Origin of the sequence: Pseudomonas sp. RG1, assembly GCF_025910115.1 — a bacterium.
Lineage (GTDB): Bacteria > Pseudomonadota > Gammaproteobacteria > Pseudomonadales > Pseudomonadaceae > Aquipseudomonas > Aquipseudomonas atacamensis.
Genome location: NZ_JAPCIK010000001.1, coordinates 1 through 24,335, shown reverse-complemented (window position 1 = coordinate 24,335; position 24,335 = coordinate 1). Strand labels below are relative to the sequence as shown.

Sequence of the window (24,335 nt, the reverse complement as noted above, 5' to 3'; positions counted from 1 at the left end):
TTTTCTAATGCAAAGGATGGATACGTGAGCGAAACAGCCTTGCCAAAAGATGACGTCCAGCCTGCGCTCGATGCCCAGGTTGAAACTCCACCACCGGCCCAAGAGCCGCGCCGAGGCAATGGACTGGCAATTGTCGCCCTGCTGCTCGGCGCCGCCGGTGTCGCCATCGGTGGTTGGGGTGTCTGGCAGGTGCGCCACCTGCAGAACAACACGCAGCAACAGTCGAGTCAGGTGCAGGCTTTGAACGATCAGGCGCAGAGTCTGAAGCTCAACGAACAGCGTCTGACCGAGCGCCTGGCGCAGTTGCCCGGTGCTGACGAGCTCGCCGAGCGCCAGCGTCTGGTCACGCAACTGCAGGGCGATCAACAGCGCCTGAATCAACGTCTGGAAACCGTCCTCGGCGCCAGCCGCAAGGACTGGCGTCTGGCCGAGGCCGAACACTTGCTGCGTCTGGCCAGCCTGCGCCTTTCAGCGTTGCAGGACATCAGCAGCGCCCAGGCATTGGTGCAGGGCGCCGATGAAATTCTCCGTGAACAGAACGATCCGGGTTCCTTCGCCGCGCGCGAGCAAGTGGCGAAAACCCTGGTCGCCTTGCGCAGCACCGAACAGCCGGATCGCACCGGGCTGTTCCTGCGCCTTGGCGCGCTGCGCGATCAGGTTATCGACCTCACGGAGCTTGCGCCGGAGTACAAGGATCGCGGCGAGTCGCTGCTGGGCCTGACCAACGATGGCGATGGCGCCAGTCGCTGGGCGCAGTGGTGGGACAAGGTTTCGCGCTATATCCGCATCGATTTCAACGCTGACAAGAACGTCAAACCGCTGCTGGCCGGACAGAGCCTGAGCCAGGTGCGCCTGGCCCTGAGCCTGGCGCTGGAGCAGGCGCAGTGGGCCGCGCTCAACGGTCAGGCGGCGGTGTACACCCAGGCGCTGGCCGAGGCACGCGATGTGCTCAAAGGCAATTTCAACCCGGACAATCCGCAAAGCAAAGTCATGCTGGAACAGGTCGCCGAGCTGAGCAAGGAACCGGTCACCGTCAAGACGCCGGATCTGGCCGGCACCTTGAGTGCGGTGCAGGGATATCTGGAGCGACGTAACGTCAATGCCGAGGAATCGGTGAAACCGTTCGCCAAGCCTGCCGCCAATGCTGCGCAGGAGGCGACCCCATGAAGCGCCTCTATGTAATCGTGTCTCTGGTCATCGCCGCGACGGCAGCGCTGGGCCTGGCGATTGCCGAGCATTCCGGTTACGTGCTGGTGGCGTACAAGAGCTTCCGTTACGAGTCGAGCCTGTGGGCGACCCTGGCGGTGATCGCGGTGCTGTGGTTGCTGTTCTGGGGTATCAAGGTACTGGTCGAGCTGGTGATGACCTCCACCGGCGTGGTCAATCCGTGGTCGCGACGCAATCGCAGCCGCCGCGTGCAAGTGGCAATCGAGCACGGGCAGCTGGATCTGGCTGAAGGGCGCTGGGCCAGTGCGCAACGGCACTTGACCCGCGCAGCGGAAGCCGAGCGTCAGCCACTGCTGTATTACCTCGGCGCCGCCCGTGCGGCGAACGAGCAAGGTCAGTACGAAGAAAGTGATCGTTTGCTCGAACGCGCGCTGGAGCGTCAGCCGCAAGCCGAATTGGCGATCGCCCTCAGTCACGCGCAACTGCAAACCGATCGTGGCGACACCGACGGTGCGCTGGTGACCTTGCAGGCAATGCATGAACGGCATCCGCGCAGCGCGCAGACATTGCGTCAATTGCAACGTCTGCATCAGCAGCGTGGCGAATGGCCGGCGGTGATTCGTCTGCTGCCGGAGCTGCGTAAGGACAAGGTCCTGCCGCCGGCCGAACTGGCCGAACTCGAGCGCCGCGCCTGGGGTGAGAACCTGTCCTTGGCAGCGCATCGCGAAGAAGACGGTACGGTGGGTCTGCAATCGCTCAAGCGGGCGTGGGAACAGCTGACTTCGGCGCAGCGTCAGGAAGCACCTTTGGTGCTGGCCTATGCCGAGCAACTGCGCCAGTTGGGCGCTCAGGTCGAGGCCGAAGAAGTGCTGCGCACAGCGCTCAAGCGCAAGTACGACAGCCATCTGGCGCGGCTTTATGGTCTGGTTCGTGGCAGTGATCCTGCGCGTCAGTTGCAGATTGCCGAAGGCTGGCTCAAGGAGCACCCGGCCGATCCGAGTCTGCTGCTGACCCTTGGACGCTTGTGTCTGCAAACCAGTCTGTGGGGCAAGGCTCGCGACTATCTGGAAAGCAGTCTGCGCGTGCAGCGCAATCCGGAGACCTGTGCGGAGTTGGCCCGTCTGCTTGCACAGCTTGGCGATACCGACCGCAGCAATCAGTTGTTCCAGGAAGGTCTGGGGCTGCTGGACGAGCGTCTGCTGGCAGCGCCTTTACCGGTTGCGGCAAAGGTCTGAAGGGCGGGGGAGGATGCTCCCTCGTGAACTTTGATGACCGAAAATTCCCCTTCTTCGCGCTTTGGAGACAAAGTCCTACAGAGCGCTTCACCGTTTCCTATCGAGCCTGTCGGGTTTTCCCTACACCTGCGGTGAACTGTCGGCAGGCCCTTGCCTTGAAAGGCTGACACGCTTTCCTCTACCGTAACCGTCTGTCTCTACTGTTACGGAAAAGCCATGTCGTTGGCCTGCTCACGCTCCTTGTTCTTCATGGCTTTCATTGCGGGGGCCTTTGCTCTGGGAGCTTCCTATTACCTCGAATACGCGGTCGGCCTGACGCCTTGCAGTCTGTGCCTGGTGCAGCGATTGTTCCTCACATTGCTGTGCATCGGCTGCGGCGTGGCGGCGGTGCATGGCCCTCGGCGCGTTGGCTTATGGTGGTACTGGCTGTTTGCACTCGGCGCCAGTCTGGGTGGAACCACCGCTGCGTGGCGGCAGGTGTTGATCCAGAGTGACTCGATGCTGCAACTGGTCAAATGCTCGCCAACCGTGGAGTCACTGTTCAGCGACCTGCCGTGGATCTGCGCCTTGCAACGGATGTTCAACGGCGGCGCCGATTGTGCGGACATCTCCTGGACACTGTTCGATCTGAGCATCCCGGAATGGAGCCTGCTGTTTTTTGTCGGCGTGTCGATCCTTGCGGTTTATCAGTTGTTGCGTCTGATCTGGAGCGCTCTGCAACGACCGGTCAGCGACGAAGCGTCGCACCACCTGCTGGTCAGGGATTAAACACTTGTATGAACTTTATCTCCTGCGTACCTTGAAGCCATAGGCGTGCGGGCATAATCTGGCCGGCACGTGTCATTGGATTTATGTTGCTCGATGACGCTCTGCCCGATCGTCCACCAGTCAAATCAGAACAGGGGCGCGGGTGTAGAGCAGCATGACCCACAAGGGAAGAGAGATCGCCATGCTCGAAAGTTGTCAGAATGCTCAGGAACGTTGGGGTGGGGTTCATCTGCTGATCGACCGCTGGTTGCAGGAGCGTGAAGAGCTGATCGGCGCCTACGACAAGCTCGGTGCGCAGCCTGAGTCGCTGTCCGAGAGCCGCAAGCCTTTGCAGGAATTCTGCGGCGTGCTGGTCGATTACGTATCGGCGGGGCACTTCGAAATCTATGAACAGCTGACTGGCGAAGCCAAGGCGTTCAACGACAAGCGCGGCCTGGAACTCGCCGAGACCATCTACCCGCGCATCGACGTCATTACCGAGAAGCTGCTCGCGTTCAACGACCTGTGCGACGAAGGCAAATGCGTTGCGGAGAAATTCAAGGAATTGGGCGGCTTGCTGCATGAGCGCTTCGAACTTGAAGACTGCCTGATCGAAGTGCTGCACACGGCACACAAGGCAGAAGATCCGGTTCAGGCCTGATCCACGTCCTTCATGAAAAACGGTGCGCCCGAAAGCGCACCGTTTTTTTATGCCTGATCAGCTCATCGCGCCACGCAATTCCACTTCGAAAACCAGAGGCGTGAACGGCGCGATCAGGTCGCCGGCGCCGTCGGCGCCATAGGCTTGATCCGATGGAATCACCAGCCGCCATTTCGCCCCCACCGGCATGTTCTGCAAGGCGGTGCGCCAACCGGCGATCACGCTGTCGAGGTTGAACCATTGCGGCTGGGTGTTCTGATCGAACACGGTGCCATCCGGCAGCTTGCCGACATACAGCACCTGCACTTTGCCGTCCGGGCCGGCCTTGGCGCCAGTGCCCGGAACCAGTTCAGTCAGAAGGATGCCGTCGGCCAGTTCCTTCACCCCCGGTTTGGCTTTTTCCGCACTGAGAAAGCGTTGCTCGTTTTCCATCGCCGCATCGCTCGATTGCCGTGATGCCTGCTCGGCATTGCGCGATTCGTGGTCGGCCAGAATCTGTTCGATACGCGCTTCACTCAGCGCCAGCGGCTTGCCCTGATACGCCTGTTGCAGACCTTCGATCAGCGCCTGGATCTGCAAATGCGGCACCTCTTGGCGCAGCCGTTCGCCGAGGCTGGCACCGAGGCTGTAAGCCAGATCATGAGCATCGTTCGCCGTGTTTTTTTCATCGGCATACGCCGTCGAAAAAAACACGCAGAGGGACAAAATAAAGTAGCGCGACATGGGTACTCTCCGACCTGAGATGCGGGGGATTATGCCAGTGCAAACGTCTGCATCGGTGAACTGCTTTTTCCCGCGCGCACAACATTTCGGCTTCGGTGCAACGCAACGGTGCAGATACTGTCAACATGCCCTAGCGGCGGTATCAGCAGAGGTCTAGTATGAGCCGCACTCACGTCAGCCAGGAGGTAAACCATGTCGGCCACCAAGAAGCCTGTAAATACTCCGTTGCACTTACTCCAACAGTTGTCGGGCAGCCTGCTCGAGCATTTGGAAAACGCTTGCTCGCAAGCCTTGGCTGATGCTGAAAAACTGCTCGCCAAGCTGGAAAAACAGCGTGGCAAGGCGCAGGAAAAACTGCACAAATCGCGCACCAAATTGCAGGACGCCGCCACCGCCGGCAAAGCCAAGGCACAGAACAAGGCCAAGGCTGCCGTGAAAGAACTCGAAGACTTGCTCGACGCTTTGAAAGATCGTCAGTCCGAAACCCGCAGCTACATTCTGCAGCTCAAGCGCGATGCCCAGGAAAGCCTGAAACTGGCCCAGGGTGTTGGCCGCGTGCAGGAAGCAGTGGGCAAAGTTCTGTCGTCGCGTTCGGCCAAACCCGCAGCAGCACCAGCGAAGAAAGTCGCTGCCAAACCTGCTGCAAGCAAAGCCCCGGCGAAGACCGCTGCGGCGAAACCTGCTGTCGCGAAAACCGCCGCCAAACCAGCGGCCAAGGCGCCAGTGAAAGCGGCTGCCAAACCAGCGGCGAAAACTGCAGCGAAGAAGCCGGTGGCGAGCGCGGCAAAACCGGCGGCTAAAACCACCGCAGCCAAACCTGCTGCAGCCAAGCCAGCAGTGAAAGCCACCCCTGCCAAAGCCGCTGCAAAACCGGCCGCGAGCAAAGCTGCACCGGCGAAAACCGCAGCCGCCAAACCTGCTGCCAAAGCAGCAGCGAAACCAGCAGCAAAACCTGCTGCGAAGACCGCCGCTGCGAAGCCTGCTGCCAAGACTGCGGCCAAGCCGGCCGCCGCCAAACCTGCTGCGAAAGTGGCGGTAAAACCGGCTGCCAAACCAGCCGCAACATCGGCAGCAAAACCTGCGGCAAAAACCGCTGCGAAACCGGCCGCCAAGCCAGCTGCGAAACCCGCTGCTGCCAAGCCTGCGACCGCTGCTGCAAAGCCGGCCGCCAAGCCAGCCGCAAAACCAGCGGTGAAAAAGCCTGCAGCTGCCAAGCCAGCCGCGACCAAACCGGCTACCGCTCCAGCAGCCAAGCCTGCCACTGCCGCTACCCCGGCTGCTCCAGCTGCATCGGCACCGTCGTCCGCCACTCACTCGACCCCTTCGACTGCGCCAGCGCCAGCCGCTTCGTCGAACGTCAGCAGCACCCCGACCAGCGCTTCCTAAGTGCCGGTTGCCGCGACGCGCAGCACTTGCAGCGCGTCGCGGTTCAGGCTGGCGGCATTGCCGGCCAAGCCCTCAAGCCAGGTCACCGAACCTGCATCGTTGCGCGTCCACTCCTGCGCCACACCTTCGAGCCGTGACAGCAAGGTGCGCTCAGCTTCAAGCTCCAGTGATTTGATCTGCTCGCGCATGCCGGCCACCACTGCATCGTCGACGGCCCGGGCTTTCCATTGCAGGCGCAGGGTTCGCAGCGGCTGCACCACTTCGATATCCCACGGCGCGGTCAAGGCCTTGAGCAGACGTACGCGCGGTTCATCGCACGCCACCGCGCGCTGCTCCAGCCACAAACCGCAGAGCAGCAGGCAGACATTGGCGCCCGCCGTTTGCAATTGCAGGCAGGCATCTTCCACGCCCGGCCGGGCGTAGACATCAAGGGCAAAGCTCCACAGGTCAGAGGACATCGTGCTACTCGCGCCAGTTGTGAGCGAAGCTGGTAGACTCCGCCGCCATTATGATCCGACTTCAGAACCTGACTTTACAGCGTGGCCCGCAACGTCTGCTAGAAGACGCCGAGCTGACCCTGCACGCCGGCCACAAAGCCGGCCTTATCGGCGCCAACGGTGCCGGCAAATCCAGCCTGTTCGCGTTGCTGCGCGGCGAGTTGCACCCGGATTCGGGCGACTGCCTGCTGCCGGCCGACTGGCGCATCGCGCACATGCGCCAGGAGGTCGACACCCTCGAGCGCCTGGCGGTCGATTATGTGCTCGATGGCGACCTGCGTCTGCGCGAGGTGCAACGCGAGCTTGCCGCTGCCGAAGAGGCCCATGACGGCACCGCACTGGCGCGCCTGCACGCCGAACTCGACAGCGCCGACGGTTACACCGCCGATGCGCGGGCGCGAAAGCTGCTCGCCGGTCTTGGGTTCACCAATGAGCAGATGGACCGTCAGGTAGGCGATTTCTCCGGTGGCTGGCGGATGCGTCTGAATCTGGCGCAGGCACTGATGTGCCCGTCGGATCTGCTGCTGCTCGATGAACCGACCAACCACTTGGATCTCGACGCGATCATCTGGCTCGAAGAGTGGCTGAAAAGTTATCCGGGCACCTTGTTGCTGATTTCCCACGACCGGGATTTCCTCGACGAAGTGGTCGATCACGTCGCCCATGTCGATCAGCGCAAACTGACCCTCTACCGGGGCGGCTACACCGCGTTCGAACGCGCCCGCGCCGAGCGTCTGGCCCAGCAGCAACAAGCCTACGAGAAGCAGCAGGCGCAGCGTGCGCACATGGAGAGCTACATCGCCCGCTTCAAGGCGCAAGCGACCAAGGCCCGTCAGGCGCAGAGCCGGATCAAGGCGCTGGAGCGCATGGAAGAATTGTCGGCGGCCCACGTCGATTCGCCGTTCGACTTCGTCTTCCGCGAGTCGACCAAGATCTCCAGTCCGCTGATCGACCTGTCCGATGCGCGCCTGGGTTATGGCGACAAGACCATCCTCGAGAAGGTCAAGCTGCAACTGACCCCGGGTGCGCGGATCGGTCTGCTTGGGCCGAACGGCGCGGGTAAATCGACGCTGATCAAGAACCTCGCCGGCGAGCTCGAACCGCTGGCCGGGCGCCTGACCCGTGGCGAAAACACCGTGGTCGGCTACTTTGCCCAGCATCAGCTCGACTCGCTGGATTCCAAGGCCAGCCCATTGCTGCATTTGCAGCGTCTGGCGCCGGGTGAGCGCGAGCAGACCCTGCGCGACTTCCTCGGCGGCTTCGACTTCCGGGGCGCACGCATCGATGAGCCGGTGCTGAATTTCTCCGGTGGCGAGAAGGCCCGTCTGGCCCTCGCGCTGATCGCCTGGGAGCGGCCGAACCTGTTGCTGCTCGACGAACCGACCAACCACCTCGACCTGGAAATGCGTCTGGCGCTGACCATGGCCCTGCAGGAATTCAGCGGTGCGGTGCTGGTGGTTTCTCACGATCGGCACTTGCTCAAGAGCACCACCGACAACTTCTATCTGGTCGCCGACGGCAAGGTCGAAGAGTTCGACGGCGATCTCGAAGACTACGCACGTTGGCTGGTGGAATACCGTCAGCGCAATGCGCCGGTCAGCAATATGCCGGTCAACCCGGACAAGACCGACAAGAAAGCGCAACGCCAAGCGGCGGCAGCGTTGCGTCAGCAACTGGCGCCGCACAAGCGCGAGGCCGACAAGCTTGAAGCCGAACTGGGCAAGCTTCACGAGAAACTGGCCAAGGTCGATGCCAGCCTGGGTGACAGCGATGTCTACGAGCCGGCGCGCAAGAATGAATTGCGTGATCTGCTCGCCGAACAGGCCAAGTTGAAGGTGCGTGAAGCCGAGCTGGAAGAAGCCTGGATGGAAGCCCTGGAAACCCTGGAAAGCATGCAGGCGGAGCTGGAGGCGTTGTCCTGATGGAAGCCTTCAAGCTGCCCTTTGCGGCGGTGTGGGTCGAACCGCTCTGGTTCACCGCGCAGATTCTGCTGATTCTGCTGGCCGGTTACCTGACCCAGCGTTTCGTTGCCAAAGGTCTGACTCGCCTCGGTGAGCGCTATCCGTTTCCGCCGCAGTTGCTGATGCCGCTGCGTGGCGTGTTGCGCTGGCTGATCATGGGCAGCGCGCTGCTCTTCGTGCTCGAGCGCCTCGGCGTTTCGGCCACGGTGCTGTGGACTGCGCTGTCGGGATTTGTCGCAGTGGCGGCGGTGGCGTTCTTCGCCATGTGGAGCGTGCTGTCGAACCTGCTCTGCGCCATTCTCATCTTCACCGTCGGGCCGTTCCGCCTCGGCGACGTGGTCGAACTGGTCGACACCACCGACAAGCCTGGCGTCAAAGGCCGGGTGATCGCAATCAATCTGCTCTACACCACGCTGGTCGAGGCCGAAGAACTCGGCACCGGCAGCGCCATGGTGCAGGTGCCGAACAGTCTGTTCTTCCAGCGATCGGTGCGGCGTTGGCGCGGGACGGATGTGTTTCCTTCCAGCGGTTTTGAGAAGTAGCTTTTTCAGCAAGATCGCAGTCTTCGGCAGCTCCTACATTTGGAATACGATCCCTGTAGGAGCTGCCGAAGGCTGCGATCTTTTGCTTTTAGCCCCAAACAGCATTAGTTTTGACGACTTGTCACAAGCATCAGCCGAGGTGTGCGATGGAGCTTCAAACATGGCTGGCATTTTTTGCCGCCTGCTGGGTGATCAGCCTGTCCCCGGGCGCGGGCGCCATCGCGTCGATGTCCAGCGGTCTGCAATACGGATTCTGGCGCGGCTACTGGAACGCACTGGGCCTGCAGATCGGTCTGGCGGTGCAGATCGCGATTGTCGGCGCGGGTGTTGGCGCTGTGCTCACCGCTTCGGCCACAGCGTTCCATGCGATCAAATGGTTCGGTGTCGCCTATCTGGTTTACCTGGCGATCAAGCAATGGCGCGCGCTGCCCATGGACATGAGCGATGACGCCGCAGTGCGGCCGATCGGCAAGCCGCTGGCTTTGGTGTTTCGCGGCTTTCTGGTGAACATCAGCAACCCCAAGGCGTTGGTGTTCATGCTCGCGGTGTTGCCGCAGTTCATCAATCCCCATGCGCCGCTGCTGATTCAGTATCTGGTGATCGGCGTGACCATGGTGTTCGTCGACCTGATTGTCATGGCCGGTTACACCGGACTGGCGTCGAAGGTGCTGCGCCTGTTGCGCACGCCCAAGCAGCAGAAACGCATGAACCGCACCTTTGCCGGGTTATTCATTGGCGCGGCGGCGTTCATGGCGACATTGCGCAAAGCGGCGGCGTAAAACGCTCGGGCAGAAAAAAGGCGACCTCAAGAGGTCGCTTTTTTCATTTCTACCGAGACATCGGGGCAAGCGAGCTTTTGTGGCGAGGGGATCTATCCCCGTTGGACTGCGCAGCAGTCCCAATCGTCTTGAATCAATAGCGAGGGCCGCTTCGCGACCCAACGGGGATAAATCCCCTCGCCACAGAGCCCTTCGCCACAAAAGTCCTCAGATCCGGCTCAGCGTAAAATCACCGGTGCCGTATCACGCGGCAGATTGTTGCGCTGCGGCGCCTCACGCGGTTGTTCATAACCGTCACCACCGAGCTGCATGCTCAGCTGCCCGGCCACGTCTTCGCCCAAGGCCTTGGACACCTCACGCACCACCCGCGGACGGTTCAGCGAGATCTTGATGTCGCGATGGTTCACCAGTTTGGTGTCCTGCGCTTCGCCCATCGCCGTGAAGGCCGAGGTGATCTCGTAGGTCTTGGTGTTGATCAGACTGAAATCCGCCACCAGCGTCAGGCCCAGTACCGCCGAGTAGCTGTCGGTGTGCGCCAGCTCGTTGATGTCCTGGGTGAAGTCGATATCGGACACGGTGCCGAACAGCACGTAGTCGGCGCCTTTGAAGTTGCCGGCCTTGATGCGTTTGATCACGTCATACACGTCGCCTTTGGATGAGGCGGTATACGGCGTGCCCTGCACCAGCTGGAACATGCCGGTACGCAGGATTTCACCCTTGATGTCGCCGGTGAATTTGCGCAACTCGCCCTGTTCGATATAGCTGGTGGTCGCTTCGATCTCGTTGTAGCTCGAAGAACCGCTGGCGCTGTAGTAACTCTCGCGGTGATTGCTCTGCGCCGAAACGATGTGGATGTATTGCTCCACGCGCTCCTGATACGCCAGATCCGTCACCGCCACTTTCGGGGCCGCCTGCGCGCTGAAGGCGCAAGCCAGGGCCATCATGCCAATCCATGTGCGCATCGATCAACGCTCCGTGGTTTTGCGGATCTCTTTTTCGTCCATCCACTCGGCCAGACCGCTTTCGACGTCGATCAACTGCAGGCTGAATTTGTAGAAGACGTCCTTGTAGTCGCTGCTGCGCTTGACGATCGAGCTGATCGAGCCTTCGATGCGGTACTTGGCGGCAACCATGTTGCCGGTCTTGGCCACGGTGCTTTTCTTGTACAGGCCGCTCTGGTTTTGCAGCTTGAGCTGGTCAACCTGGCTCTGCATCGCATTGTTGTCGCTGGCGAAGCGCGCAACACCGGTCTTCATCAACTGAGTCTTGATGCTGGTGGTGATTTCGCGGGTGTCGATGTACTCGCTGGTCTTGTTCTTCACATCGTAGACCTGAACCACTGGACGGCCCTGCAGAATGCCGGACTGGGCCAGCGAGCGGGTCATCGACTCGGCGATCATTTGCAGGTCGGTCGAACCGAATTCGTTGGTCACGGTTTCAACCGCTTTGGTGTCGCCATAGCTGATGTTCTTGCTGCCCAGGGTCGGCGAGGTATTGGCGCAACCGGAGGCGAGCAGGGCGATGACGGCGATGCAGGAAAAGCGTGCAAACATGAGAAAGCTCTCTCAATCAGAAATAGGGTGGCGGGCTTAAGGCGTCTTGATTTCCAGACGGAAATCCACGGCTTTCGGGGTCGGGGCGATGGCCTGAATGAAGCTGGTCTGGGCGCCGTACATCATCTGGCTTTTCCACACTTCTTCTTCGGCAACCGGGAAACCTTCGGCGCCGAGCCAGGCGAAGCGGTAGTAGAAAATCTTGTTGCTGTTGAGGGTGTTGCTCAACTGCACGTTGACGGTCATGAAGCCGTTTTCACGAGCCACGCGCATGGCGCCGACGACGATGTGTTTCTGCGGGCCCATGGCCACGACTTTGCTCGCGGCGCTGCCCGGCTCCGGCGGTGGCGGGGTGGCGCAGCCTGCCAGCAAGGCGAGGGCGGCGACGGCGATGATCTTCAAGCGCATTGCAAAGACTCCGTTCTTAAGGTTGTTTGAGGCTGGCGACGTTGGTCGCGGCAGCGCTCGGCATTACGTGAGCAGCGATGCCGCCAGCGAATACCTGGTTGCCCACGGCACGCAGGCTGATCACTTGGTAGCGCTGGTCGACAGTGACCTTGACCACCGAGCCGCCGACGGCGCTCGGCAGGGTAACCTGATGCTCACCTTTTTTCAGGCGCAGACGCACCACTTGGGTGTTGTCCGGCAGGGTGCGCCATGTACGGGTATCGGCACCTTCAAGCACCGCTGAAGAAATACCCACGGCGAGACCGGCCAGCGGGTTGGTTTCGTTGATCTGCTTTTGCGCCACACCTTTGGTGATTGCGCGCACGGTGGTGCGCACGATGATCCCCGGCATGTCATCGCGCAGAGCGCGGCGGGACATGGCGGTGGTGCTGTTCAGCGCGGTCAGGTCGACCTGCTTGCCGTCGACGCCGATCTGCGCGAAAGGCGCGGTGGAGGTATCCGGTTTGATGATCGGGAACGACAGCGGAGTGATCACCACGTTGTTGGAAATCGGCAGCGGCAGCGGCACGCGAATCGAGTCGCGGGCCGGGGCCAGACCGCTCTGCACGACGATGAGAATGTCGCTGTCATCGGATTTGGAAGGCTTGTCGAGATTGACCAGCGCCTGCTCGAGCAACGGCGTGTTCGGGCGCAGTTCGGCAGCCTTGCGATAACCCGGCGCGGCCAGATCCTTCTCGCCCAAAGCTTCGTAAACGAAACCGGCCAGGTAATGACTGAACGCACTCTGGTAGCTGTTCTTCAGGCCGACCACTTCCGGCGCGTCGAGGCTGGCCACCGGATAACCCTGCAAATCCTTGTACTGGGTCTTGATGCCTTCTTTCTCTGCCTCTTCTTCGCTCTTGAGGTATTCCTTGTCGCGCAGGTCGGCGATCACCGCTTCGCGTTCGTGGGTCTTTTTGATCGCCGTGCGGGCGCCATCGAAATCGTTGACCGCCAACAGGTTCAGGGCCATCTGCGTGGTCAGCATGACTTTTTCGTAGTCATAGCCTTCGTAGCGACGCACCTTGTCGTTGACGATGAAGCTGCCGAACTGTGCCAGGTACTTGGCCGAGTCGAGCTTGACCGCGTCTTCCCACTGACCGACCACCTGATCGGCACTGCCCCAGGCGTTCTGGCTGCCCGACAGGTCGCCCTTGGCGCGCAGCAGTTCACCTTTCTCGAAGTAATAGAGCAGGTCTTTGTCGGTGCCGGTGTTGTTCTTTTCCAGCAGGGTCAGCGCCGCGTCGACGTTGCCGGATGCCAGTTGCTGATTGGTCTGGGCCAGTTCGGAATCGTAGTTGCGAAACGCTGCGCAGCCGGACAACAGCGTGACAGCGCTGAGCGCGAGCAGCATGGGAGCGCGGAATGCCATGGGTACTTCTTCCCTGAGTAACAAAACTTGCAGCCGCGTGTGCTGGTCGGGCTGGTGTGACCTATCGACGGCGGCGCTGGCCTCCTGCCAATTCCTCATGGGTGAGGAGCTTTTGATGCCGGCTCGCTGGGCGAGGGCGCGGCATTATAAACGTGGGGTGATGGCTATGTAATAGCTTTTTGGGTGCATTTTCAGATGTGGTGCCATCACTTCTCCGCAGTAGCGGGTTTATCCGACGCGGGTTTTTGATTCGGTACAAAGGCTGATCCGACGGTATAGACCTGATCCCGGAATACCCGCAGGTGCAGAATCTGGCGGTCCTGGTCGACGCGCATTTCAAAAGGGTGGTCGATGGACGCAGGCGCAAAACGGAAGGTATGCAGGCCTTTCTTCAAGCGCAGGCGGGCGACCAGCGTCTTGTCCGGCAACGCTCGCCATGTGCGGGTGTCGGCTTCTTCGAACGGATCATGCTGAGTGACGATCAACGAGGTTTTCGCCGGGTTGCGCTCGTTTTCCTGCGCTTGACCGATGGCGGCCATGTTGGCGCGGAACATCGCCCGCGAGATGATTTGCGGCATGTCGTCGCGCAGTGTGCGCATGGACATATCGGTCACGCTATTAATCACCACCAGCGGCTGTTTGCGACCGTCTACGGTGATATGGCTGAAGTTGGGCGTAACTGCGTCCGGCACCATCACCGGGAATGAAATGGGCGCGATGATGACCAGCGTTTCGTTCAGACGAACCGGGATCGGCACTTGCACTGAGCTGCGAGCCGGAGCCAGGCCACTCTGGATAATCAGCAACACATCGCTTTCATCGGCTTTCGCTGGCGGTTTGTCGAGATTGCTCAGGGCCTTTTGCAGCAAGGGCATGTCCGGCCGCAGTTCGATCGCCTGACGATAACCGGCCGCCGCGAGGGCGCGCTCGCCGAGGGCTTCATAGGTGAATCCGGCCAGATAGTGGCTGAACGCACTTTGGTAGCCGTTTTTCAGCTCAACGACCTGCGGCGCATCAAGCAAGGCGACCGGGTAGCCTTCCAGTTCTTTGTAATGGAGAATTTTGCCCTGAGCTTTTGCCTGTTCCTCGGCCGCTTCGTATTGCTTTTCACGCTGGCGGGCGATCAACGCTTCGCGTTCGTGGGTTTTCCTGATGTCTGCGCGGGCGCCGGCAAAGTCATTGACGGATAGCTGGTTCAAGGCCATTTGCGTAGTCAACATGACCTTTTCGTAATCGTAGCCTTCATAGCGCCGCAGCTTGTCGTTGACCAGCATCGTGCCCATTTCATCACCGAAACGCGCCAGTAATTTCATCGCGCCGGACGGGTTGGCTTCCTCGCGCTGGAAGATCATCCGGTCGGCATTGCGCCAGGCGTCCTGGCTGTCGGGCAGGGCACTGCCAGCGCTGAGGATCGCGCCTTTTTCCAGGTAGTACAGCAGATCCTTGTCTTCCCACGGGTTGTTCATTTCCACCAGTGCCAGAGCCCCGGTCAGATTGCCCCGGGTCATTTGCTCGGTGGTCTGCTGCATTTCGAGATCGTAGTTGCGATAGGCGGCACAGCCGCTCAACTGAACAGCGACGCAAAGCAGCAAAACGAACGGAAGACTCCGCATTGAGGTTGATTCCTTGCGCGCAAATGCTCTGGGGCGGGCAGTATAAAGTGGATGATGGCAAATGGCTGCGATCTTGATCGAACCTGTCGAGGCTCAATCGGCAGCGGGCAGTGCGGCAATACTCGGCGACAAACGCTGATGCCGTCTGCCGGGTATTTCCTGCCAATCAAAGCGAAACGCCGACAGAGCTTGAGAGAAATGTCTTCGAAGTGAACAATATGTAACTTCGCATTTCCATTTGAGATTCGTTCATGACTGCCTCGTCCCGATTGCTGGCCTGGCTGCTGTTCCCGTTATTGTCCCTGAGCAGCCTGCCGCTGCTGGCCGATACCGTGGAAGGCGCGCCGCAAGCGTTGCACCTGCTCGATTACATCAGTGCCGATTACCCGCCAACGGTCGCGGCAGGCAAAGTCATCGACGATGGCGAATACCGCGAGCAGCTGGAATTCACCCAGGTTCTGCAAGGCTTGATCACTGCATTACCGGCGAAACCGGAAAAAGCCGCGCTGGAACAGGGCGTCGAATCTTTGCACGCCGCCATCACTGCGAAGCAGGACGGTGTTGATGTCGCCCGTCAGGCCCGACAGCTGGGGGCCAAACTGGCGGTGGCTTATGAAGTCAGCCAGGCGCCGATCATCACCCCGGACCCGACACGCGGTGCGCCGTTGTATGCGCAGAACTGCTCGGTGTGCCACGGTGATACAGGTGCCGGCGACGGCCCGGCCGGCCTAGGTCTGACTCCCGCGCCAGCCAACCTGCGCGACGCTGCGCGCATGGATCACCTGAGCCTGTACGCGATCTACAGCACCCTCGGCCAGGGTGTCGAAGGCACCGACATGCCGGCGTTTGCCGATCAGCTCGATGATCGCCAGCGCTGGGATCTGGCCACCTACATTGCCGGCTTCAGTGCCGATGCGGCGGCCGCCAAGTCCGACAAGGTCTACAACATCGCCGACCTGGCCCGGCAGACCCCGGCCGAAGTACAGGCGGCGGAGGGCGCAGAGGTCGCGGCAACGTTTCGTGCCCAGCGCGCGCAACCGCCGCAGGTCAAACGCGGGCCGGCACAGTTGCTTGATTACACTGCCGCCACGCTGGACAAGAGCCTCGCGGCCTACCGCGCCGGTGAACATGATCAGGCCTATGACCTGTCGGTAGCGGCATATCTGGAAGGCTTCGAGCTGGTCGAAAGCTCGCTGGACAACGTCGATGCCAACGTGCGCAAGGACACCGAAAAATCGCTGATGGCTTACCGGCAGTCGCTGCAGGACGGTCTGCCGGTCGAACAGGCCGAACAGCGTCTGGACGCGGCCAAGGCCAAACTCAAGGAATCCGCCGGCCTGCTGGGCAGCGACGGCCTGAGCTGGTCGCTGAGCTACATTTCCGGCCTGCTGATTCTGCTGCGCGAAGGCCTGGAAGCGATTCTGGTGCTGGCGGCGATCCTCGCCTTCTTGCGCAACACCGGCCAGCAATCGGCAGTACGCAGTGTCAACGTTGGCTGGGGTCTGGCATTGCTGGCGGGTCTGGGCACCTGGGCACTGGCGGCGTATGTGATCGACGTCAGCGGTTCGCAGCGTGAGTTGCTGGAAGGCGCCACCGCGCTGTTTGCCAGCGTCATGGTGTTGTGGCTCGGCGTGTGGATGCATGACCGCCGTCACGCGGCGGCCTGGCAGGATTACATCAAGAGCAGCCTGGTCGGCGGCGGTGGTCGTTTCGGTTTTGCGATCCTGGCGTTCTTCTCGGTCTATCGCGAGTTGTTTGAAGTGATCCTGTTCTACGAAACTCTGTGGCTGCAGGCCGGGCCTGCCGGGCACAACGCCGTATTGGCCGGCGGTGCGACGGCGCTGGTGCTGCTGGTCGGTCTGGCCTGGGTGATCCTGCGCGGCTCGGCGAAACTGCCGCTGACGCTGTTCTTCAGCATCAACGCCGCGCTGTTGTGCGCGTTGTCGGTGGTGTTTGCCGGGCATGGCGTGAAGGCCTTGCAGGAAGCCGGGATCTTCGGCACACGGCCAGTGGCGTTCTTTGAATTCGACTGGCTGGGGATCCATGCCGATGCCTATTCGCTGACCGCGCAGGTGGTGGCGATTGTGGCGATTGCTGTGCTGTATGGGCGCAGTTGGGTGGCGGAGAAGCGTCGGGTTTCGGCTGCATAAAGGCATTCGCTGCGCTCATATTCGCGAGCAGGCTCGCTCCCACAGGTTCGGTATGTATCCTGTGGGAGCGAGCCTGCTCGCGAATTTTTTGGAGGCAAGAACATGCGTGTATGGATCGATGCCGACGCCTGTCCACGGGCGGCGAAGGATCTGGTGGTGAAATTCGCGTTAAAGCGCCAGTTCGAAGTAGTGCTGGTGGCCGGGCAGCCACAGATCAAGCCGGGGCTGGCGATCGTCAAATTGATCGTGGTGCCGAGCGGGCCGGATGCGGCGGATGATTATCTGGTCGAGCACGCCGTGCCGGGCGAACTGGTGATCTGCAGCGATATTCCGCTGGCCGATCGGCTGGTGAAGAAGGGCGTGGCGGCGCTGGATCCGCGCGGCAAGGAGTTCGATGCGCAGAACATGGGTGAGCGTCTGGCAGTGCGGAATCTGTTCACCGATCTCAGGGAGCAGGGCCAGATCAGCGGCGGCCCGGCGCCGTTTGGCGAGCGTGAAAAGCAGGCGTTTGCCAATGCGCTGGACCGGATTCTGACCCGGCTCACCCGCAAGCCCTGAGTCTTGCACAATCGCTGTGGGAGCGAGCCTGCTCGCGAAATCTGTGTGTCATACAACCTGATGTTGGCTGATACAACGCATTCGCGAGCAAGCTCGCTCCCACATTTGGTTTCATCTACGGCTAGGGATCAAGCGTCGTTTTCGTGAGTCAGTTCGAGCACGCGGTCGACCAGTTTGTTGATCCCCGAAGCCGCTTCACTGATGGTCTGCGCCAGCATGTACGCCGGGGTGGTGACCAGTTTGCGCGCCTTGTCTTCGACGATTTCGGTGACGGCGCACTCTTCGTGGGTGGCGCCCATCTTGTTCATCGCCGCAGCGGTGTCGGCGTCGTTGCCGATGGTGCAGGTCACGCCCGGGCCATAGATTTTCGCCGCCAGCGCCGGGGAGATGCAGATCAGCCCGACCGGTTTGCCCGCTTCGGCAAATGCTTCGGCCAGGGCCAGCACTTCGGGTTGCACGGTGCAGCCGGCGCCTTCGATGGCGAAGTTCGACAGGTTCTTCGCCGCGCCGAAACCGCCGGGCACGATCAGCGCATCGAAGTCTTCGACGTCGGCGTCGCGGATATCCGTGACGTTGCCCCGGGCAATCCGCGCCGATTCCACCAGCACGTTGCGCGATTCCGGCATTTCTTCGCCGGTCAGGTGGTTGATCACATGCAATTGCGCGATGTTTGGCGCGAAGCACTGCACCTGCGCGCCGCGCTGGTCGAGGCGCAGCAGGGTGATGACACTTTCCTGGATTTCGGCGCCGTCGTACACGCCACTGCCGGACAGGATCACTGCAACTTTTTTGCTCATGGGCTTCTCTCCAGATTCATGGCGCTCAATGTCCCTTAAATTGTCGCGCGTGGCCATAGGGGCATGGGCGACGCACGCGGGGGCAGAGCGCTCTCTCAATGGATCGCAACGGCGGCGGGGTGTTCATTATTTGCCTGGACTGCGCATGGCAGCCGCCAGCGAATGGCTTATTCGGCTGGCGTTTTCGGCCCGGCAGGAGGGGTCGCTTCGGCCTGGCGCAACTGCTCTGCCTCGGCGGCCTTGGCGAGTTGCTCGTCCTGATAGATTTTCTTCGCCAGTTGCGCATTCTTGAAGCGGCGCCGCAGCCACAGGCCCAGGCCGAGGATAAGCAAGGCGCCGAGCACCCACAGCTCGTATTTCTTGATGCTGCCGAGCATGCCTTCCAGCACTGCGCCGAAGTGGTAAGCCGCCGCAGCCAGCGCGGTGGCCCAGATCGCCGCGCCGATGCCATTGAGCAGCAAGTAACGTCCCGGTGGATAACCGGACAGGCCGATCGCCACCGGCATCACCGTGCGCAGGCCATAAACGAAGCGGAAGCTCAGGACCCAGATGTCCGGATGTTTGCGGATGTGCTCCAGCGCACGGTCGCCCATCATCTGCCAGCGCGGTTTGCGCGCAAGCAATTTGCGCCCGTGCTTGCGGCCCAGGAAGTACCACAGCTGATCGCCGGCATAACTGCCGAAGAATGCCACGACCACCACCAGGTTGATGTCCATGTATCCACGGAACGCAAGGAAGCCTGCGAGCACCAGAATGGTTTCGCCTTCGAAGAACGTGCCGAGAAACAAGGCAAAGTAGCCAAAGTCGTGCAGAAATTGTTGGAGCATTGTCTGGGTGCTGGCGAAATGAACGCGCAGCCTAACCCTTCGGGCACATTCATGAAAGTGTCCAAATGTGTCTCGACGTGAACATTTCCTACATCGACAATGGATTGCGGCTACCTGTCACAGAGCACACATAACTGTCATCTGTTAGTCATAATGGCCGTCTATAACTGTCACGCTCGCCCGTTTGCCCGGGCTCAGGAGTCTGCCGTGAGCTTTACCCCCGCCAATCGTCTGTTCCCTGCCACTCGTCTGCGCCGCAATCGTCGTGATGATTTTTCGCGGCGCCTGGTGCGTGAAAACGTATTGACGGTCGATGATCTGATTCTGCCGGTGTTCGTGCTCGACGGTGAAAACCGCCGCGAAGCCGTGGCCTCGATGCCGGGCGTCGAGCGACTGACCATTGATCTGCTGCTTGAAGAAGCGGCGAAATGGGTCGAGCTGGGCATTCCGGCGCTGGCGCTGTTCCCGGTCACCCCGCCTGAGCTGAAATCCCTCGATGCCGCCGAAGCCTGGAATCCCGAAGGCATCGCCCAGCGCGCCACTCGCGCCCTGCGCGAGCGTTTCCCGGAGCTGGGCGTGATCACTGACGTCGCGCTGGACCCGTTCACCACCCACGGTCAGGACGGCATTCTCGACGAAGACGGCTACGTGCAGAACGACATCACTGTCGATGCGCTGGTGCGTCAGGCGCTGTCCCACGCCGAAGCCGGCGCGCAGGTGGTGGCGCCATCGGACATGATGGACGGTCGCATCCAGGCGATTCGTGAGGCGCTGGAAATTGCCGGTCACGTCAACGTGCGCATCATGGCCTACTCGGCCAAGTATGCCAGCGCCTACTACGGGCCTTTCCGCGATGCCGTGGGTTCGGCGTCGAATCTGGGCAAGGCCAACAAGGCTTCTTATCAGATGGACCCGGCCAACAGTGACGAAGCGCTGCACGAAGTCGGTGCCGACTTGTCCGAAGGTGCGGACATGGTCATGGTCAAACCGGGCATGCCCTACCTGGACATTCTTTTTCGCGTCAAAGATGCCTTCAAGGTGCCGACCTTCGTCTATCAGGTCAGTGGCGAATACGCCATGCACATGGCCGCTATCCAGAATGGCTGGTTGAGCGAAGCGGTGATCCTCGAGTCACTGACCGCCTTTAAACGTGCCGGTGCAGATGGCATCCTGACTTACTTTGCCGTTCGTGCCGCTCAATTGTTACGAGAGCAGAAATAGCCCTCCCAGGAACATTCCATGAATACCGAAGGACTCACTGAAGTTGCCGTAAAAGAAGCTCAGCCGGTGGTCGAGCAAATCACCGAAACCCCGCCGGAACTGGAGCCTGCGCCACCCGCGCCGGTTGCCGAAACCGCTGTGGCGGTACCGGCGATCGCCATTCCCGGCCTGGATGACAGCAGCCTGTACATCCACCGCGAGCTTTCGCAATTGCAGTTCAACATCCGCGTGCTGGAACAGGCGCTGGACGAGTCCTACCCGTTGCTGGAGCGACTGAAGTTCCTGCTGATCTTCTCCAGCAACCTCGACGAATTCTTCGAGATCCGCGTCGCCGGGCTGAAAAAGCAGATCACTTTTGCCCGCGAACAGGCCGGCGCTGACGGCTTGCAGCCGCATCAGGCGCTGGCGCGGATCAGCGAACTGGTTCACGGTCACGTTGACCGCCAGTACGCGATCCTCAACGACATCCTCCTGCCGGAGCTGGAAAAGCATCAGGTGCGCTTCATCCGTCGGCGCAACTGGACGACCAAGCTCAAGACCTGGGTCCGGCGCTATTTCCGCGACGAGATCGCGCCGATCATCACCCCGATCGGCCTCGACCCGACGCACCCGTTCCCGCTGCTGGTGAACAAGAGTCTGAACTTCATCGTCGAGCTCGAAGGTATCGACGCCTTCGGTCGCGACTCCGGTCTGGCGATCATTCCGGCACCGCGTCTGCTGCCTCGGATCATCAAGGTGCCGGAAGAAGTCGGCGGCGCCGGCGACAACTATGTGTTCCTGTCGTCGATGATCCACGCCCACGCCGATGACCTGTTCCAGGGCATGAAGGTAAAAGGCTGCTACCAGTTCCGTCTGACCCGAAATGCCGACCTGGCGCTCGATTCCGAAGACGTCGAAGACCTGGCCCGCGCTCTGCGTGGCGAGTTGTTCTCGCGGCGCTACGGTGACGCGGTGCGTCTGGAAGTCGCCGACACTTGCCCGAAACACCTCTCGGACTATCTGCTCAAGCAGTTCAACCTGAGCGAGACCGAGCTGTATCAGGTCAACGGCCCGGTCAACCTGACGCGCCTGTTCAGCATCACCGGTCTGGACAGCCATCCGGAGCTGCAATACACGCCGTTCACCCCGCAGATCCCGAAACTGCTGCAAAACAGCGAAAACATCTTCAGTGTGGTCAGCAAGCAGGACATCCTCCTGCTGCACCCGTTCGAGTCGTTCACCCCGGTGGTCGACCTGCTGCGTCAGGCCGCGAAAGACCCGCATGTGTTGGCCGTACGGCAAACGCTTTACCGCTCCGGCGCCAACTCCGAGATCGTCGATGCGCTGGTCGACGCCGCGCGTAACGGCAAGGAAGTCACCGCGGTGATCGAGCTGCGTGCGCGCTTTGACGAGGAATCCAACCTGCAACTGGCCAGCCGTCTGCAAGCGGCCGGTGCGGTGGTGATCTACGGCGTGGTCGGCTTCAAGACCCACGCCAAGATGATGCTGATCCTGCGCCGTGAGGCTGGCGAGATCGTCCGTTATGCGCATCTCGGTACCGGCAACTACCACGCCGGTAACGCCAAGCTTTACACCGACTACAGCCTGCTGACCTCCGACGACGCCTTGTGCGAGGACGTCGGCAAACTGTTCAGCCAGTTGATCGGCATGGGCAAGACGCTGCGCATGAAAAAGCTGCTGCATGCGCCGTTCACCCTGAAGAAGGGCATGCTCGACATGATTGCCCGCGAAACCCAGTTCGCCCTCGAAGGCAAACCGGCGCACATCATCGCCAAGTTCAACTCGCTGACCGATCCGAAGATCATCCGCGCGCTGTACAAGGCCAGCCAGTCCGGCGTGCGCATCGATCTGGTGGTGCGCGGCATGTGCTGCCTGCGTCCGGGCATCGCCGGGGTCTCGCACAACATTCATGTGCGCTCGATCATTGGCCGCTTCCTCGAGCACACGCGGGTGTTCTACTTCCTCAACGGCGGCGACGAGCAGATGTTCCTCTCCAGCGCCGACTGGATGGAGCGCAACCTCGACAAGCGCGTCGAGACCTGCTTCCCGGTGGAAGGCAAGAAGCTGCTGACCCGCGTCAAGAAGGAGCTGGAGCTGTACCTGACCGACAACACCCACAGCTGGAGCCTGCAGTCGGACGGCCGCTACATTCGCAACACACCCACCGGCAACCAGAACCCGCGCAGTGCGCAGGCGACGTTGCTGGAGCGGTTGGGCAGCCCGATCTTGCCGGTGAGCAGCTGAGAGCTGAAAGTCAAAAGCCCCTCACCCTAACCCTCTCCCAGAGGGAGAGGGGACTGACCGAGGTGTCTCGCGTCATACACTGACCTGAAATACCTGATCGAACTCTGGCCTCAACGCTAGTACAAATCGGCTCCCTCTCCCTCGGGAGAGGGCTGGGGTGAGGGGGGAGCTACACCGCCGCTCTCAAACAAACCCAATAAAAAGGCGATCCTAACGGATCGCCTTTTTTGTGCCAGCCAGTTACTCAGTGCACCGTGAGAACAATCCCCACCCGCGTCAACCAGTCCGCCTCAAGCCCGAAATCCGCCTGGGTCAGCTGATTTTCATCCAGCCAGTTCTCCGGGAATTCCACATCGAGATGGTCGCCATTGGCATGCAGCACCACCTGCGGCATCGCCTGGGTTCCGCGAATGTGATGGAACAGAATGGCAAAGCGCAGCAGCACGCACAGGCGAATCAGCTTGATGCCGTCATCGCCGAATTCGGCGAACTTGTCCTTGGGAATATTGCGCCGGTGCCCGCGCACCAATAGCGCGAGCATCTGCTGATCCTCGCGGGAGAAGCCGGCCAGATCGGAGTGCTCGATCAGGTAAGCCCCGTGCTTGTGGTAGTGATAGTGAGCGATGTCGAGGCCGACTTCGTGGACTTTCGCCGCCCAGCCGAGCAGTTCGCGCCAGATGCCGTCATCCAGCTCCCAGTCGACGGCGACCTGATCGAACGCGTGCAGGGCCTTGCGCTCGACCCGCGCCGCCTGTTCCAGATCGACGTGATAGCGCTCCATCAGCGAGGTCAGGGTGCGTTCGCGCACGTCTTCGTGATGATGGCGGCCGAGCAGGTCGTAGAGCACGCCTTCACGCAGCGCGCCTTCACAATGATCCATGCGTTGCAGTTCGAGGGCGTCGAAGATCGCTTCGAGAATCGCCAGGCCCGCCGGGAAGATCGCGCGGCGGTCAGGCTTGATGCCTTCGAAATCGATCTTGTCGGCGTCGCCGAGCTTGAACAGTTTGCGCTTGAGCCACGCCAAGCCTTCGGCGTTGACCTCGCCGCTGCCGTGGCCGCCAGCCTTCAGGGCCAGGCCGATGGCGCGAATCGTACCGGAGGAGCCGATGGCTTCATCCCAGGTCAGGCGATGCAGGGCGTGCTCGATGCTCATGATCTCCAGGCGCGCCGCCGTGTAAGCCTGGGCGTAGCGCGCCGGGGTGATCTTGCCGTCCTTGAAGTAGCGCTGGGTGAAACTCACGCAGCCCATTTGCAGGCTTTCGCGCAGCAACGGCTCGAAGCGCTGGCCGATGATGAATTCGGTACTGCCGCCGCCGATATCGGCGACCAAACGTTTGCCCGGGGTATCCGCGAGCGTGTGCGAAACGCCCAGATAGATCAGGCGCGCTTCTTCACGGCCGGAGATGACTTCTACCGTGTGGCCGAGAATTTCCTCGGCGCGGCGGATGAATTCGCCGCGGTTGCGCGCTTCACGCAGGGCGTTGGTGCCGACGATGCGCACGGCGCCGAGCGGCATACCGTTGATCAGTTGGGCAAAGCGCTTGAGGCAATCGAGGCCGCGCTGCATCGATTCTTCGTTGAGCTGGCGCGCGTCGTCGATGCCGGCGGCCAGTTGCACCTTCTCGCCGAGGCGCTCGAGGATGCGGATTTCGCCGTTCTGGGCCTTGGCCACGACCATGTGAAAGCTGTTGGAGCCCAGGTCGATTGCGGCGATCAGGGACAGATTCTTGGCTTGGGATTGCGGCATGGTCAGGGGGTCTCGGTCGATAACCCCGACATCGTGCCACGATCAAACGCTGGCGCCAACGCGCATGGTTCAAACCGTTGATTCAGCGCAGAAAGTCTGGGGATCGCG

The 24,335-nt window shown here is 61.1% G+C and carries 22 protein-coding genes; 12 read left to right on the top strand and 10 right to left on the bottom strand.

Going from position 1 to position 24,335, the window contains the following annotated elements; genetic code table 11:
• Window positions 1-24: 24 nt before the first annotated feature.
• The 4 genes from OK411_RS00110 (at window position 25) to OK411_RS00095 (ending at window position 3,810) form a co-directional block, all read left to right on the top strand.
• A complete protein-coding gene (locus OK411_RS00110) occupies window positions 25-1,167 on the top strand; it encodes a uroporphyrinogen-III C-methyltransferase (protein WP_225914463.1) in 1,143 nt (380 codons plus the stop codon).
• On the top strand, window positions 1,164-2,402 hold the full coding sequence (locus OK411_RS00105; protein WP_264364238.1) for a heme biosynthesis protein HemY: 1,239 nt from the start codon (window positions 1,164-1,166) through the stop codon (window positions 2,400-2,402). Before OK411_RS00110 ends, OK411_RS00105 begins: the two co-directional genes overlap by 4 nt.
• 216 nt (window positions 2,403-2,618) lie before the next feature.
• Complete coding sequence (locus OK411_RS00100) at window positions 2,619-3,170, top strand: disulfide bond formation protein B (protein ID WP_016772601.1); 552 nt, start codon at window positions 2,619-2,621, stop codon at window positions 3,168-3,170.
• Between the two features lie 181 nt (window positions 3,171-3,351).
• A complete protein-coding gene (locus OK411_RS00095) occupies window positions 3,352-3,810 on the top strand; it encodes an Rsd/AlgQ family anti-sigma factor (protein ID WP_016772602.1) in 459 nt (152 codons plus the stop codon).
• Window positions 3,811-3,867: 57 nt separating this feature from the next.
• Here the strand turns inward: OK411_RS00095 and OK411_RS00090 are convergent, their stop codons facing one another.
• Window positions 3,868-4,533, bottom strand: coding sequence for an FKBP-type peptidyl-prolyl cis-trans isomerase (locus OK411_RS00090; RefSeq protein ID WP_264364237.1), 666 nt, complete (start codon window positions 4,531-4,533; stop codon window positions 3,868-3,870).
• A gap of 192 nt (window positions 4,534-4,725) precedes the next feature.
• On the opposite strand from OK411_RS00090, the gene OK411_RS00085 reads away from it, so the two are divergent.
• On the top strand, window positions 4,726-5,919 hold the full coding sequence (locus OK411_RS00085; RefSeq protein ID WP_136493165.1) for an AlgP family protein: 1,194 nt from the start codon (window positions 4,726-4,728) through the stop codon (window positions 5,917-5,919).
• Here the strand turns inward: OK411_RS00085 and OK411_RS00080 are convergent.
• Window positions 5,916-6,377 carry a TIGR02444 family protein gene (locus OK411_RS00080; RefSeq protein ID WP_133335744.1) on the bottom strand — a complete coding sequence of 154 codons (462 nt, stop codon included), beginning with the start codon at window positions 6,375-6,377 and terminating at the stop codon, window positions 5,916-5,918. The genes OK411_RS00085 and OK411_RS00080 overlap by 4 nt on opposite strands.
• Window positions 6,378-6,427: 50 nt before the next feature.
• Here OK411_RS00080 and OK411_RS00075 point away from each other — a divergent pair, with 50 nt between their 5' ends.
• From OK411_RS00075 to rhtB, 3 genes are all read left to right on the top strand, one after another.
• Window positions 6,428-8,338, top strand: a complete 1,911-nt coding sequence (locus OK411_RS00075) for an ATP-binding cassette domain-containing protein (RefSeq protein WP_264364236.1) — start codon at window positions 6,428-6,430, stop codon at window positions 8,336-8,338.
• Window positions 8,338-8,919, top strand: coding sequence for a mechanosensitive ion channel family protein (locus OK411_RS00070; protein WP_024014760.1), 582 nt, complete (start codon window positions 8,338-8,340; stop codon window positions 8,917-8,919). Before OK411_RS00075 ends, OK411_RS00070 begins: the two co-directional genes overlap by 1 nt.
• Window positions 8,920-9,065: 146 nt before the next feature.
• Window positions 9,066-9,698: a homoserine/homoserine lactone efflux protein gene (gene rhtB, locus OK411_RS00065; protein ID WP_016772608.1), complete on the top strand. Its 633-nt coding sequence runs from the start codon at window positions 9,066-9,068 to the stop codon at window positions 9,696-9,698.
• 218 nt (window positions 9,699-9,916) lie between these two features.
• Here rhtB and OK411_RS00060 read toward each other — a convergent pair whose 3' ends face one another.
• The 5 genes from OK411_RS00060 to OK411_RS00040 form a co-directional block, all read right to left on the bottom strand.
• Window positions 9,917-10,660: a penicillin-binding protein activator LpoB gene (locus OK411_RS00060; RefSeq protein WP_110599886.1), complete on the bottom strand. Its 744-nt coding sequence runs from the start codon at window positions 10,658-10,660 to the stop codon at window positions 9,917-9,919.
• A 3-nt stretch (window positions 10,661-10,663) separates the two neighbouring features.
• Window positions 10,664-11,251, bottom strand: coding sequence for a penicillin-binding protein activator LpoB (lpoB, locus tag OK411_RS00055; RefSeq protein WP_016772610.1), 588 nt, complete (start codon window positions 11,249-11,251; stop codon window positions 10,664-10,666).
• A gap of 36 nt (window positions 11,252-11,287) precedes the next feature.
• On the bottom strand, window positions 11,288-11,659 hold the full coding sequence (locus OK411_RS00050; RefSeq protein WP_016772611.1) for a YcfL family protein: 372 nt from the start codon (window positions 11,657-11,659) through the stop codon (window positions 11,288-11,290).
• Window positions 11,660-11,675: 16 nt separating this feature from the next.
• Window positions 11,676-13,070 (bottom strand): COG3014 family protein, encoded by a 1,395-nt coding sequence (locus tag OK411_RS00045; protein WP_016772612.1) that lies wholly within the window; start codon window positions 13,068-13,070, stop codon window positions 11,676-11,678.
• Between the two features lie 206 nt (window positions 13,071-13,276).
• Window positions 13,277-14,683 carry a COG3014 family protein gene (locus OK411_RS00040; protein ID WP_264364235.1) on the bottom strand — a complete coding sequence of 469 codons (1,407 nt, stop codon included), beginning with the start codon at window positions 14,681-14,683 and terminating at the stop codon, window positions 13,277-13,279.
• Window positions 14,684-14,934: 251 nt separating this feature from the next.
• Between OK411_RS00040 and OK411_RS00035 the strand changes: the two genes are divergently transcribed.
• On the top strand, window positions 14,935-16,833 hold the full coding sequence (locus OK411_RS00035) for an FTR1 family protein (protein ID WP_123441797.1): 1,899 nt from the start codon (window positions 14,935-14,937) through the stop codon (window positions 16,831-16,833).
• Between the two features lie 102 nt (window positions 16,834-16,935).
• Window positions 16,936-17,391, top strand: a complete 456-nt coding sequence (locus OK411_RS00030) for a YaiI/YqxD family protein (protein WP_016772615.1) — start codon at window positions 16,936-16,938, stop codon at window positions 17,389-17,391.
• A 128-nt stretch (window positions 17,392-17,519) separates the two neighbouring features.
• On the opposite strand, the gene elbB is transcribed toward OK411_RS00030, so the two are convergent.
• Together elbB and OK411_RS00020 are read right to left on the bottom strand one after the other, a co-directional pair.
• Window positions 17,520-18,188 carry an isoprenoid biosynthesis glyoxalase ElbB gene (gene elbB / locus OK411_RS00025; protein WP_264364234.1) on the bottom strand — a complete coding sequence of 223 codons (669 nt, stop codon included), beginning with the start codon at window positions 18,186-18,188 and terminating at the stop codon, window positions 17,520-17,522.
• 167 nt (window positions 18,189-18,355) lie between these two features.
• On the bottom strand, window positions 18,356-19,015 hold the full coding sequence (locus tag OK411_RS00020; RefSeq protein WP_056791681.1) for a DedA family protein: 660 nt from the start codon (window positions 19,013-19,015) through the stop codon (window positions 18,356-18,358).
• 207 nt (window positions 19,016-19,222) lie between these two features.
• On the opposite strand from OK411_RS00020, the gene hemB reads away from it, so the two are divergent.
• Both hemB and ppk1 read left to right on the top strand, forming a co-directional pair.
• The gene (gene hemB, locus OK411_RS00015) at window positions 19,223-20,236 is read left to right on the top strand and encodes a porphobilinogen synthase (RefSeq protein ID WP_041476908.1); all 1,014 of its coding nucleotides are present in this window, start codon (window positions 19,223-19,225) and stop codon (window positions 20,234-20,236) included.
• Between the two features lie 18 nt (window positions 20,237-20,254).
• Entirely contained in the window at window positions 20,255-22,480 is a 2,226-nt protein-coding gene (gene ppk1 / locus OK411_RS00010) for a polyphosphate kinase 1 (RefSeq protein WP_016772619.1), read from the top strand.
• A gap of 244 nt (window positions 22,481-22,724) precedes the next feature.
• Here the strand turns inward: ppk1 and ppx are convergent, their stop codons facing one another.
• Window positions 22,725-24,227, bottom strand: coding sequence for an exopolyphosphatase (gene ppx / locus OK411_RS00005; protein ID WP_101161519.1), 1,503 nt, complete (start codon window positions 24,225-24,227; stop codon window positions 22,725-22,727).
• Between the last annotated feature and the right edge of the window lie 108 nt (window positions 24,228-24,335).